The sequence below is a fragment of the Peptoniphilus faecalis genome, from assembly GCF_012976305.1.
GTDB lineage: Bacteria > Bacillota > Clostridia > Tissierellales > Peptoniphilaceae > Peptoniphilus_A > Peptoniphilus_A faecalis.
Map to the genome: position 1 here is coordinate 13,367 of NZ_JABDSR010000008.1, position 13,008 is coordinate 26,374.

Genomic DNA, 13,008 nt, shown 5'->3' on the forward strand with positions numbered 1-13,008 from the left:
TTTATCTTTGATTTAATTAAACTTAAAATTATAAGATTAAAAATAAGAAAATTTATGGAGTCAAGACTAAAGTAAAATCAATAACTCTACATATAAGGAGGGTTTTATGGAATTTGATAACAACAGACCTATTTATCTACAACTTCTCGAAGACTTTAAATTAAAAATTTCAAGTGGTCAGTGGAAAAGTGGAGAAAAGATGGACACTGTAAGGAATTTGGCAAAAATTTATGGCGTAAATCCAAATACAGTGCAAAGAGCACTTCAAGACCTAGAAAGAGAAGGACTAGCAAAATCAAATAGGACTATGGGAAGATTTATAACTGATGACGAGAGTTTAATAGAAGAAATTGCAAGGGGAGCTTTTTATAAATCCTGCGATGAATTAATTGAAGTTGCAGAAGAACTCAACTTGACAAAGGAAAAATCACTTACGCTTTTAGATGAATATTGGAGGGAGTCATGAGCAAATTAGAAATAAAAAATTTAAATATTAACTACAAAAATAAAGTACTTGACGATTTAAACCTAGAGTTAGATAAGGGACAAATAGTTGGACTAGTTGGGCCAAATGGCACGGGAAAATCTACATTACTTAGAATACTTGCAGGACTCGAAAAAACTTATAAAGGAGAGGTATTGATAGATGGCGAAGAAATATCACATAAGACGGCAGACATCTTGTCTTATCAACCGGACAAATTTGCATTAAGTGATAGACTATCAGTAAAAGAAGTTGTCAATACTTATAAATTATTCTTCAAAGATTTTGACGAGGATAAGTTTTACAAAATTTACGAAGAATTTAAATTGCCAATTAAGTCTAAAGTAAAGGAAATGAGTAAGGGAATGAGAGAAAAGATGCAAATTGCCCTAAGTCTTTCAAGAAATGCTGAAATATTTCTACTAGACGAGCCAATTTCTGGCGTTGATCCATCAGCTAGAAAGATGATTATACAAACTATACTAAATAATTTTAAAGAAGACAATTTAATAATCCTGTCAACTCATCTAATAAATCAAATTGAACCACTTCTCGATAGAGTATTATTCCTATCCGATGGAAAAATTACGATAAATAAAAGAGTTGACGAGATAAGAAGTGAAGAAAACATGAGCATAGAAGATTATTTTACGGAGGTATTTTAATGGGAAAATTATTAGGACATCAAATAAAAAGTCATTTTAAAAATAATTGGTTCATACCAGTTTTGCCCCTTGTACTCATAGTGTTTGGATTGCTATTTAGTAGTATTAATTATTATAATTTAGCAATGCATTCAGTTACTATTGGCATTACGGCATTGTTCTGTGGATACATTGTAGCAGCAGTAACAGTAATAGTTGGCGACTACAATATGTTTTTTGGCGACAGTGCATTATTTTATGAATCAATACCAATTAGTCCTTTGGCAAAGACATTTTCGAGATTTATATATTACTTTGTGATGTTTACAATTTATTCCTTGTATCTTGGAGCAATTTTTGTAATATTAACATTAGCTAGCACAGGAATTTCTACAATTCCGTGGAAGGAAATATCAAGTGTAATAAATGAGATTGGAGCAAAGAATTTATTAATATCAATAGGCATAGCAATAATATTCTTATTTAATTGCATTGCGAGAATAGTATTTTCAATAAGCCTTGGTGGTGGCAAAAAACTAAGAAGATTTGGATTTGGCGGTTCAGTTCTAGCGTTTATAATTCTAGGAGTATTAGAAGGATTTGCAATTAAATTGCTAGACACTTTTGACCTCTTCACAAAAATGGAATTAGTTATGAATAATGGAGATGTATTTGTTAATTTTAGAGGAGTAGGATCTTTAATGCTATTAGTAGTAGAAACTATATTATTTCTCCTTGGAGTGTACTATTTTCACAAAAATAGAATTTCAGTAAGTTAATAAGAATTTTTTAAAGTTCATGGGATTTTCTCATGGACTTTTTTATTGTATGACGGCATGTCTTAATGCTGGATGAATTCCCTAAGGAGCATAGTTGTCGACGAATACCATAGCGACTAGCAAGTTTTACATGGCGATATGCAGGAGAAAAGAAGGTTATTCTCATTATGTGGTGATAGAGCTATTAAATTAGTCCTACTCAATTTATAAAAAATTAAATATAAATATATTTACTCCACCCCCTATGTAATTGGAGAAGAAGAGCTTATAAAAGTCATGAGGACTATGAAAGAATGGTTTGAAAAGAAATAATACAAATATTTTATTACAGCTGATTTTTGAACTGATACTGAGAGTTAGACTTATAAACTAACTAAGAAGGTCAGTTCATTTTATTGGGAATTTTTATTTTTAAAATAATTTCTCCACTTTACAAGTTTTTTACTCACAATACATAGCTTTTATTTAATTTATAAGTAAAATAGTTGGAGCGAAAGGAGGAGGAAAGTTGTCCAAAATCAGCTTAAATAATATATGTAAAAAATACGAGGAGAATGAGGACTATTCAGTAAAGGATTTTTCTATAGAAATTAATGAAAGTGAATTTATTGTTTTCGTTGGCCCTTCAGGTTGCGGGAAGTCCACTAGCCTTAGGATGATTGCAGGTCTTGAAGATATAACTAGTGGTGAGCTTTACATCGACGGAAAATTATCAAATAATGTGCCACCAAAGGATAGAAACATAGCAATGGTTTTTCAATCCTATGCACTTTATCCTCATTTAACCGTTTACGACAACATAGCTTTTGGGTTGAAAATTAGAAAACTAGACAAAAAAACAATTGATTATAAAGTTAAAAAGACTGCAGAAATTTTAAATTTGACTAATTACTTAAAGAAAAAGCCAAAGGAGCTATCTGGTGGTCAAATGCAAAGAGTTGCCCTTGGAAGAGCAATTGTAAAGGAAAGTGATATCTTCTTAATGGATGAACCACTTTCAAATTTAGATGCAAAACTTAGAGTTGAAATGCGAAAGGAAATTTTAAATTTAAAAAATAAATTAGGTTCCACAGTAATTTATGTAACTCATGACCAAACAGAAGCTATGACAATGGCAAGTAGAATTGTCTGTTTAAATAATGGCATAATCCAACAAATTGGAACACCGAGAGAACTTTATACTAATCCAATAAATGCTTTTGTGGCAGGATTTTTAGGTTCACCATCTATGAATTTTATTGAAGGTAAAGTTAAGGATAAAATTTTTTATGATGATGACAATAATAAAATTATAAGTGGAGTAAATTCACATGACGGAAGGGTAACTCTTGGAATTAGACCTGAGTCAATTGAACTTTCTAAAGAGGGGGATCTTCCCTTTAATATAAATTTAATTGAACTTTTGGGGTCTAATTATGATATTTCTGGGAAAATTTTTGAAAATAAAATTGTTTTAAAATGTGATCTTGAAAAAAATCCAAAGAATAATGGAGAATTATTTGTAAAAATTCCATTGGAAAAAACTTATTTATTTGATAGAGATTCAGGAGATAGAATTTTTGTAGGTGAAAAGCATGAAGATTAGTGCAAGAAAAAGTTACGAGAGAAAGCTTGGATTTAAGGAATTTTTAATTTATTTTTTAATTCCCTTGGCTCCACTGATAATTTTTTGGTTTTTGCCAATGATTGCATCATTTCTAATTTCCTTTACGAATTGGAATTATGTAAGTCCAAACTTTGATGTAGTTGGCGTAGATAATTACAAATATATTTTGCGAAGTAATTTCTTTTGGCAAGCTTTAAAAAATACAATTGTCTTTGGCATTGGCACAGTTATTCCTGTATTATTTTTCGGCTTTGTCTTTGCGCTTTTCTTGCAAGGAAATTTCAGGGGTAAATTAATTTATCAAGGATTTTTATTTTCACCGTGGGTTACTCCCATGGTTGCGATGTCCATTGTGTGGTCTTGGATGTTAAGGGGCGATGTTGGTTTAATAAATAGATGTCTTGCCATGGTGGGAATAAATGGCCCCGAATGGTTATCAAATGAAAACACAGCTATGATTGCAGTAATTATGGTAACTATCTGGAAAAACTCTGGATGGGCGATGTTATTTTACACAGATGCCATGAGCAAAATCCCAAGTAGTTTATTTGAAGTTGGCGAGCTTGAAGGGATAAATATTTTTGAAAAAATAAAATATATTTACTTTCCAATGACTAAAAACACAACTTTTTTCTTATTGATTATGAATTTAATAACATCAATTCAAGCTTATGATCAGTTTTCAGTTTTGACGAGAGGAGGGCCTGCTGGTTCAACTAGAACTCTTCTATATATGTTTTATCAAATGGCCTTTGAAGAGTTTAACATGGGAAAGGCAAGTGCAATATCCCTAATTATAGTGATAATCACTGCAATGCTTTCACTATTTATGATTTTTATGAGAAGGAAGATGGAATCATGATGAAAAAAATAGGAAGACATTTTGTGCTAATAATTTTATCGGTAATTACTTTTTTTCCACTAATGTGGATGATGTCAAATTCTTTTAAAAGTACAGAATCTATTATGCGTAAGCCTCTTAGTTTTATGCCGGATTTTTTAGATTTTAGGAATTTTGTGGGAGCATTGAATTTAGCACCCTTTGACTTATACATCATAAATTCCATTGTAACATCAATTGTAATAGTTATTTTGCAAATTATAACAGGAGTTCTGCTTGCCTATGGAATGTATAGATTTTCCTTTAAACTAAAGGGCTTTATGTTTAAGGCAATTTTATTGACTTATATGCTTCCAGCTGCCACAACTTATGTGCCAAGTTATGTAATAATTGCAAAATTAAATTTAATCGACACCCTTTCAGGGATTATAATTTCCAATGCAGTGGCAGTTTTTACAATTTATATGCTCTACAACACCTTTAAAGAAGTTCCAAAGGAATTAATTGAGGCTGCCGAAATGGATGGTGCAAGTGATATGGACATACTTTTAAAAGTTGTACTTCCAATCTCAAAATCTACAATACTTACAAATGCGTTGATCCAGTTTGTTACAATGTATAACAATTATATGTGGCCATCACTTATCACAAATTCAAAATCAAAGTATCTAATAAGCGTTGGTCTAAATAAATTTTTCACATCACAGGGCAATTTTGGCGAGAATTTACCACTTCTAATGGCAGGAAACACCATATCAGTTCTTCCACTTTTAATTTTATTTATAGTTTTACAAAAGTGGTTTATAAAGGGAATTTCTGATAGCGGCATTAAAGGTTAAAATTTTAATTTTAATAAAAAATATTTAAAGGAGAAGAAATGAAAAAAACATTTAAGACAGCATTAATTATGCTATGCGCACTTATACTTTTTACAGGATGTTCAAGTTCTGCGAAAAATGCAATGAAGACAGAAGAAAAAACAGAAGAATCCAAGGGCAAAACTGAAATTCAATTTTGGTACGGACTTGGCTCAGTTGCCGGCGAAACTATGGAAGAAATCATCAAAGAATTTAACGAATCACAAGATAAAGTAAAGGTAGTTGGAGTTCAACAAGCTGACTATGACGAAACCTTCCAAAAAGTACAAGCAGCTATTGCAGCTAATGAACCACCAGCAGTTTATATTGGATCAAATATTGAACTTAGAGTTAAAGATGGAATGTTAGCTGATTTAACAAAATACATGGACGACAGAACTCCAATTGACGACTATCTAGATGTATTTATGAAACCAGCAATGATTGATGGAAAAGTTTACGGCTTCCCAGCTTATGGAACTACACAAGTAATCTATTATAGAAAAGATCTCCTTGAAAAAGCGGGCATGGATCCAAAGGAAGTTTACAGCACTTGGGAAAACACATTTAAAGCATCAAAGGAAATACAAGACAAGAAAATTGCAAAATGGGGACATCTTGTAATGTACAATCACGAAAATTTAAGAGATATAGCTCTATCAAATGGAGGAAAAATTTTATCTGACGATGGCAAAAAAGTTTTAATAAATAGTAAAGAATGGGTTGATTCTTGGAATTTTATAAGACAACAAATTTTTGAAAACAAAACTACAAAAATCGAATCAGGAGGACAAGGTTGGGAATATTGGTATAGAACTATTGACAATGTAATGAATGGTGAAGCGATGTCCTACACAGGTTCATCGGGAGATAAGGGAGACCTTGACTTTACAAAAATTGCATCACTTCCACAACCTGGCTTAAATGGAAATCCAGCAAGACCAGTTGCAGGAGCTCACTCACTTCTTGTGCCAGAAGCTGCAAGTGAAGAACAAAAGAAGGCAGCTTACGAATGGATTGCATACTTCACAAGCCCAGAAGTTTCAGCAAAATGGTCAGAAAAGATTGGATATATTCCTGTAAGAAAGTCTGCAAAAGATGTCGATGAATACAAGAAATTTATAGAAGAAAATCCTTATGCAAGAGTTCCCTATGAACAAGCAATGCACGCTTCACCTGCTTTTATTGACCCAACAGATGGAAAAATCACAGACGCACTTTCAATTGCAGCGGATAAAGTCGAACTTCAAAATGTAGATGCAAAAACTGCTCTCGATGAAGCAGCAAAGACTGCACAAGCAGCACTTGATGAAATTAACAAATAATAAAATTAAAAAAAGCTTTGGGTTAAAGCCCAGAGCTTTTTTAAGGAGAAAAATGAAAAGCATTACAAAAAATTTAAAAGATGGCTACAATGAATTGATTTTAAGAATAAATTTAGAAGATTTAAAAGAAAATTCACTAAAGTTTAGCATAAAAGGAGAAGATTTTTTTATAACTTTATTTGTATATGCAGAAGATGAAATTGTGGGTAGCATCACTACAAATAGAGATACCGAAAGATATATGTCGAAAAATATTTTAAAATCTTCAAATGGCTTTAAAGCCTTAAAAAGTGGCGACTACAAAATAGCCTATATTCTTCATAAAAAAAGTGACGTAATTTTAAAAATTGAAGAAAAAAATAGCGACCTAAATTCAAAGGATGAAATTTCAATCACAGAAGATGAAGTTAAGTGTGAAGAGGAAAAATGGTACGCAGGAGATTTTCACACCCACACTTTTTACTCTGACGGAAAACTTTCAAGAGAAGAAAATATAAAAATTGCAAAGGATAGAGGACTTTCCTTTTTTGCTCCAACGGATCACAATTTTAATCATAGCAAATTTCCAAAAAGTGATTTGCTAATTATCGAAGGAACGGAAATCACGTCAAAGTTTGGGCATATAAATTTATTTTTCACAAATGAATCCATTTTTTCTAAATTTTCAGTCAAAGGTCTAAATACAGAAGATTGGCTAAAGGAAGTTTTAAAAAATATTAAAGGGGAAATTTACTCTATAAATCATCCCTTTATGGAGACCTTTGAATTTTTAGTTTCTGATTATAATTTGTCTGACTTAAAATTTATGGAAATTATAAATGACCCAACATATTTGACTTCAATTGACGCAATGGAAAAAGCACTTCTTGCTTGGGATATTCTTCTAAAAAATGGCTACGTAGTTTATGGAATTGGCGGCAGTGATTCACACCTTTATCCCTATGAAAAATATGAAAATTCAAATTATCCATCGCTTCTTGGAGATCCAAAGACCTTTATATTTGTAAAAAATCTTTCAAAAGATGAAATAAAAAAAGCCATGCTTCAGGGAAAAATTTCTGTATCTCGTGAAAAATTAATTGAACTAAAAAAAATAGGCAAATATGAATTTACTATGAAATTGGAAGAAAACACTTTTCACAATAAAAAAATTCATATAGAATTAATAGTAGATGGAGAAATTTATGAAACTTACGAAGATAATTTGCATGTAAAGCTAAATTTAGATAAAAATTATCACTATGTGAGGGCAAATGTAAGATGTGAGGATGGAGAACTCTACGGATTCACTAATCCCTACTTCTATAATTTAGAAAAAAGTGTTAAAAAGATAAAAAGGTGGAAGGAACTTCAAAAATTAGTATGATCAAGGCAATTTTATTTGATAAAGATGGAACTCTACTTAAATTTTCTAAAATTTGGGTGGAATCAATTGTAGAATTTTTAAAGGTGAAAAATTTAAGCGAAGATTCAAAGAAAAAACTTTTAAAAAAAATAGGAGTAAAAGAAAATAAAAAAGTAGATGAAAACTCTATTCTTTCTTCTGAAACTGTAAAGGATTTGGCGATTATATTTTCAGAATTTATGGAGGAAAGCATAGAGGAAATTTACAAAGAAATTGACGATTTTCTGCTAGAATTTTTAAAAAACAATAAAGATGGAATAAAGGAAACTTGCGACCTAAAAAGTTTATTTGCGGACTTAAAAGAAAGAGGAATTATTATAGGACTTTTCACTTCCGATAATTATAGGCAGGCGAAATTTTCTATGGAGTATTTAGAACTTGACAAATTTATTGACTTTTATGCAGCAGCAGATTTATATGAAAAGAAACCTAGTACAGAAAGCCTAGAAATTTTTAAGGACAAGTATTCCCTTAAAGATGATGAAATTATAATTGTTGGAGATTCAAAAGTAGATATGATTTTTGGAAGGGACACCCTAAAATTAGGAGTACTATGTGGCACTGGCTCCAGAGAGATGTTAGAAAAATACACTGAAAATATTTTAGAAGATCCAAGGGGAGTTTTAAAATTTTTATAGAGTAAAAAACTAAAAATTGACAAAAAAACAAGGGCTTCTCGAGCCCTTTTAAAATACAAATTATTATTCAGCGTCCTCTTCAGTTTCAGAAACAGTAGGAACTTCTGCAGAAACTTCTTCCTCACCTTCTTCAGGTTCTTTTTCTTCTGTTGGTTCAACAAGAGTTGCAACAGTTTCTTCAGCATCAATGTCAATTTTAATATTTTCGTCGCCGTAAATGTCAAGGTCAGCAACAGTTTTAACATCGCCAATTTGCATTTCAACAACATTTACAATAGCTTCAGAAGGAAGATATTTTGGAAGGCAAGTTACTTCAACTTCGTTTAATACTTGGATTAATGAAGATGGTTGAACCTTAACTTCTTCTCTACCTTCAAGAACAACAGGAACTGCAACAGTAAGTTCAGTGTTCATATCAACTTCAAATAGGTCAAAGTGAACCATTGCATTTTTAATATGGTGCATTTGAACTTCTTTAAAAAGAACGGAAACAGTTTCTCCATCAACTTCGATTTCAAAAATATTTGAAAATCCCTCATCAGAAAAAACCTTAAGTAAATCTTTTTCAAGACCAGATACTAACTTTGCTTCCTCTCCCTTTGAATAAAGAACTCCAGGAACTTCACCCTTAACTCTAAGTTTATCAACTTTGTTTTTGCCCTTTGCATCTCTTTTGTTTAAAACTAATTTCATATATACCTCCAAAATTATTTTATAATACCTGAACCAAGACATACATCGCCTTGATAAAAAACACATACTTGACCAGGCGTAACACCCTTGAGTGATTTTTTCAATTTAACAATATATTTACCATTATTATTTTCAAGCATCGCATCTTCATCGCTTGCCCTATATCTTATTTTAACAGATAAATCAATGGGAAGAGAAGGAATTTCTGTAATCCAAAAAACATCTTCAACTTCAAACTCATCTTTATAGAGTGCAGGGTTATTAATTCCCTGTGCTACAATTAAAAGATTATTTTTCAAATCTTTGTCGGCAACGAAGAAGGGTTCACCACTTCCAACGCCACCTATGCCAATTCCACGCCTTTGACCAATTGTGTAGTGCATAAGACCAGAATGTTCTCCAATTACATTGCCCCTTTCGTCCACAATCTTGCCAGGTTTAGTAAAAAGGAATTGGTCTAAAAATTCATTAAAATCTCTTTCGCCAATAAAACAGATTCCAGTAGAATCCTTTTTTGAAGCAGTAGAAAGATTATACTTTTTTGCAATGCTCCTTACCTCGTCCTTTTTTAACTCGCCAACGGGAAAGAGAGTCTTTGCAAGTGCATCAGACCTAACCCTTGACAAAAAATAAGACTGATCCTTATTAGGATCGGCTCCCCTTAAAAGATAAGTTTTACCATGGATATTTTTTGTACGAGCATAATGACCCATTGCAATATAATCAGCATCAAAATCCATTGCATAGTCGAGAAATGCCTTGAACTTAATTTCAGTATTGCACATTACATCTGGATTGGGAGTTCTGCCCTTTTTGTATTCACTAAGGAAGTAAGAAAAAACTCTATCTCTATATTCTTTTTCAAAATTGACAGTAAAGTATTTTATATCAAGTTGAGAACATACAGAAACTACATCAATGTAATCTTCTCTTGCCGTGCACATTCCGTCATCTTCAGCCCAGTTTCTCATAAAAACAGCTGTAACATCGTAGCCAGCTTCTTTTAAGAGAATTGCAGACACAGACGAATCCACGCCGCCACTCATTCCTAGAATGACTTTTTTGTTTTTTTGCATCAATACCTCCAATCCACTTAATAACAATACATAATTATACAATAGTTGAGTTGAAAAATCTAGACTTATTTAAAAAATACAAGTTCTAGGGGCTTTTTGAATAAGAAATAAAAAAATTATAAAATAACTTTGGAATAAAAATTATTGTTATAGAATAAAAATTAGGGAAAAAAAATATTTCAAAATTGTTGAAATATTCATTGACAAAAAAATTTTTATGGAGTAAAATAATAAATTTATTTGACATAGTTAGACTTTTATAATATAATAAATTAGTATTAAAAGTATTTGGAAGGAATGGATATCAAATGAATCAAATGCAATTAATCAAGAAAGAACTTGAAAATCATATTGGAAAGAAAGTTATTGTACAAGCCAACAAGGGCAGAAAAAAAATTGTTACTCGCAAAGGAGTATTAAAAGCAATTTATCCAAGTCTTTTTGTACTTGAAGTTTTTAACGGAGAGGAACTTGTAACTGCAAGCTACACATATTCTGATGTACTGACATCAACTGTGAAAGTTACAGTTTTAGACGAAGATGTAAGCTATAAAGATGCAAAGATGATTTCATAAAATATTAGCTGCTTAGGCAGCTTATTTTTTTGCCTAAATTTATCGAAAAATTTTAAGAGAAGATTAAATTTTATAATAAAAGAAAAATAAAGCAAGAAGCCTTAATATACATTGATGCAAAAAAATAAATTATGAATTATAATTAATTTGAGGTGTATTATGATTAAAAAAAATGCCCACGCAAAATTAAATTTATCACTGGATATAATTGGCAAAAGGGAAAATGGATACCACGACATAAAAACCTTAATGGTAATGACAGATCTTTACGATGAGATGAATTTTTCAAAAAGCAATAAAGTAGAAATCTCACAAGACTTTAGCTTTGACATAAAGGACAATTTAATTTACAAAGCTTATGAAACCTTAAAAAATAAAGCTGGACATGACCTTCCCTTTAAAGTTCAAATAAATAAAAAAATTCCAATTGCAGCAGGGCTTGCTGGCGGCACTTCCAATGGAGCAGCTACTTTTTACGCACTAAATGAACTTTATGACTTAAATTTTCAAAGGAAGGAGCTAATAGAAATGGCAAAGGATCTTGGAGCAGATTTTACATATATGATGACTAGTGGGACAAAAATTGCCAGTGGCATTGGCGATATTTTAGAAGATGTAAGGCCAATATATCTTGAAAATATTTTAATCATAAATCCCGGATATGGAATCTCAACACAGGAAGTCTACAAAAAAGCAAAGATAGATGATGAGCGAATAGATTTTCAAAAAATTTTAGATGCAATTTATAAATTAGACATAGAAAAACTAAATTTTCTTCTGAGAAATAAAATGGAAGATGTAGTTTTTAATGTGCACAGAGATTTATTGGAGATTAAAAACAAATTAATTGACTTTAAATCTGCGGCACTAATGAGTGGAAGCGGCGCAACAATTTTTGGAATATTTGAAGACAAAAAATCTTTAGAGGAAGCATATTTTTATTTTAGTAAAATTTATAAACAAGTATACAAAGTGAGAGTAGGTGAAGAATTTGGCAGTTTTTGACACGGGACCTGGCATAGTAGGTCTATACCAAGAACATCGTGACTTTTTAAACTATTATATTGACGACAAGTTTGAATACTACGGGCTTTACAAAAGGGACGCCGTAAATGAACGAATTGAATATATAAAAAAATTTTTTAAAAAGGACAAAAAAGTCTATGTCATGGACTTTGACGCCATAAATTATTTTAAAGATTTTAAAAATGCAGAATTTGGAGAAAAAGCTTTAAAAAATAAACTTGCCCACAGAAAAATTTTGTGTCTTTCATCAAAGCTTACCTTAGAAGAAAAAACTCTAGATAATTTCACAAAATCCTATGTAAAATACTTTAACGCTCCACTACTTATAAACGCATGTAATGACACAATAGCAGATGAAATTATAAAAAAAATTTGCGATGAATATTTCCAAGATTTTGATTTTAATGGCTACGATTTAATTTTTCTGGCGTCAAGTGGACTTCACCTAAAAAAAGATTTTTTCAAAAAATATTTTAAGGGAATAGAAATTTTTTCAAACACAGATGCCCTTTTAGAGGATTATAAGTATAAAAAGGAAAATTACATAAGAGATTATTTCTATGTAACAAATTCAAAGAGAGGCTTTTATTCTAGAAGTGAAAAATACTTGAGAGAAAAAGGGGTTTTGAAGGATAAAGAAATCTTAAATGTATCAAAATTAAAAAAGAAAAAAGTCCCAAATAAATGGGACTAATATGTAGCCATGCACCCTATGTCGAAAGTTAACCTCATCCGTTACCCATACAGTTAGCTCAAATCAGGCGACCCTTGCGGCACACAAAAGATCTTACTTAGTGCTGCTTCGATCAAGATCTGACACGGTTCATAAGTTTCTGTTGCGCAGGACCCAATCATCAACACCACTTATATGGGGCAGGCGATAAAGTTAAAATCCTAGATAGGGAATTCAGCCCTGCTGTAGCGAATTGCAGGTACAGGACATCGCTAATTTCCCGCTTAGCATGGCGATGGCGGAGAGAGGGGGATTCGAACCCCCGATACACTTTCATGTATACTCGCTTTCCAGGCGGGCTCCTTCAGCCACTCGGACATCTCTCC

14 protein-coding genes, 1 tRNA gene and 1 other RNA gene are annotated in these 13,008 nt (G+C 31.6%); 12 read left to right on the plus strand and 4 right to left on the minus strand.

Features of this window, described 5'->3' with window-relative positions:
* The first annotated feature begins 106 nt into the window (after positions 1-106).
* The 9 genes from HKO22_RS06495 to HKO22_RS06535 all read left to right on the plus strand — a co-directional run bounded on the left by HKO22_RS06495 (position 107) and on the right by HKO22_RS06535 (position 8,579).
* Positions 107-466: a GntR family transcriptional regulator gene (locus HKO22_RS06495; RefSeq protein ID WP_075659433.1), complete on the plus strand. Its 360-nt coding sequence runs from the start codon at positions 107-109 to the stop codon at positions 464-466.
* Positions 463-1,149, plus strand: a complete 687-nt coding sequence (locus tag HKO22_RS06500) for an ABC transporter ATP-binding protein (protein ID WP_169969380.1) — start codon at positions 463-465, stop codon at positions 1,147-1,149. The genes HKO22_RS06495 and HKO22_RS06500 overlap by 4 nt, the downstream gene beginning before the upstream one ends.
* Positions 1,149-1,907: a hypothetical protein gene (locus tag HKO22_RS06505; protein ID WP_169969382.1), complete on the plus strand. Its 759-nt coding sequence runs from the start codon at positions 1,149-1,151 to the stop codon at positions 1,905-1,907. Before HKO22_RS06500 ends, HKO22_RS06505 begins: the two co-directional genes overlap by 1 nt.
* A gap of 508 nt (positions 1,908-2,415) precedes the next feature.
* Positions 2,416-3,492, plus strand: coding sequence for an ABC transporter ATP-binding protein (locus HKO22_RS06510; RefSeq protein WP_169969384.1), 1,077 nt, complete (start codon positions 2,416-2,418; stop codon positions 3,490-3,492).
* Positions 3,482-4,375 (plus strand): carbohydrate ABC transporter permease, encoded by an 894-nt coding sequence (locus tag HKO22_RS06515; protein WP_075659429.1) that lies wholly within the window; start codon positions 3,482-3,484, stop codon positions 4,373-4,375. Before HKO22_RS06510 ends, HKO22_RS06515 begins: the two co-directional genes overlap by 11 nt.
* Positions 4,372-5,193 (plus strand): carbohydrate ABC transporter permease, encoded by an 822-nt coding sequence (locus HKO22_RS06520; RefSeq protein ID WP_075659428.1) that lies wholly within the window; start codon positions 4,372-4,374, stop codon positions 5,191-5,193. The genes HKO22_RS06515 and HKO22_RS06520 overlap by 4 nt, the downstream gene beginning before the upstream one ends.
* A gap of 38 nt (positions 5,194-5,231) precedes the next feature.
* Complete coding sequence (locus tag HKO22_RS06525; RefSeq protein ID WP_169969386.1) at positions 5,232-6,536, plus strand: ABC transporter substrate-binding protein; 1,305 nt, start codon at positions 5,232-5,234, stop codon at positions 6,534-6,536.
* A 52-nt stretch (positions 6,537-6,588) separates the two neighbouring features.
* A complete protein-coding gene (locus tag HKO22_RS06530; protein ID WP_169969388.1) occupies positions 6,589-7,902 on the plus strand; it encodes a CehA/McbA family metallohydrolase in 1,314 nt (437 codons plus the stop codon).
* Complete coding sequence (locus HKO22_RS06535; protein ID WP_169969390.1) at positions 7,899-8,579, plus strand: HAD family hydrolase; 681 nt, start codon at positions 7,899-7,901, stop codon at positions 8,577-8,579. The genes HKO22_RS06530 and HKO22_RS06535 overlap by 4 nt, the downstream gene beginning before the upstream one ends.
* A 63-nt stretch (positions 8,580-8,642) precedes the next feature.
* On the opposite strand, the gene HKO22_RS06540 is transcribed toward HKO22_RS06535, so the two are convergent.
* Together HKO22_RS06540 and mnmA are read right to left on the minus strand one after the other, a co-directional pair.
* A complete protein-coding gene (locus HKO22_RS06540) occupies positions 8,643-9,272 on the minus strand; it encodes a 50S ribosomal protein L25 (protein WP_075659424.1) in 630 nt (209 codons plus the stop codon).
* Between the two features lie 14 nt (positions 9,273-9,286).
* Positions 9,287-10,348 carry a tRNA 2-thiouridine(34) synthase MnmA gene (mnmA, locus tag HKO22_RS06545; RefSeq protein ID WP_169969392.1) on the minus strand — a complete coding sequence of 354 codons (1,062 nt, stop codon included), beginning with the start codon at positions 10,346-10,348 and terminating at the stop codon, positions 9,287-9,289.
* A gap of 308 nt (positions 10,349-10,656) precedes the next feature.
* Between mnmA and HKO22_RS06550 the strand changes: the two genes are divergently transcribed.
* The 3 genes from HKO22_RS06550 to HKO22_RS06560 all read left to right on the plus strand — a co-directional run bounded on the left by HKO22_RS06550 (position 10,657) and on the right by HKO22_RS06560 (position 12,643).
* Entirely contained in the window at positions 10,657-10,923 is a 267-nt protein-coding gene (locus tag HKO22_RS06550; protein ID WP_075659422.1) for a Veg family protein, read from the plus strand.
* 159 nt (positions 10,924-11,082) lie between these two features.
* Entirely contained in the window at positions 11,083-11,928 is an 846-nt protein-coding gene (ispE, locus tag HKO22_RS06555; RefSeq protein ID WP_169969394.1) for a 4-(cytidine 5'-diphospho)-2-C-methyl-D-erythritol kinase, read from the plus strand.
* Positions 11,915-12,643, plus strand: coding sequence for a hypothetical protein (locus tag HKO22_RS06560; RefSeq protein WP_169969396.1), 729 nt, complete (start codon positions 11,915-11,917; stop codon positions 12,641-12,643). The genes ispE and HKO22_RS06560 overlap by 14 nt, the downstream gene beginning before the upstream one ends.
* A gap of 7 nt (positions 12,644-12,650) precedes the next feature.
* Here the strand turns inward: HKO22_RS06560 and ffs are convergent.
* Positions 12,651-12,915, minus strand: an RNA gene (gene ffs, locus HKO22_RS06565) — signal recognition particle sRNA large type.
* Positions 12,916-12,918: 3 nt separating this feature from the next.
* Positions 12,919-13,008, minus strand: a tRNA-Ser gene (locus HKO22_RS06570).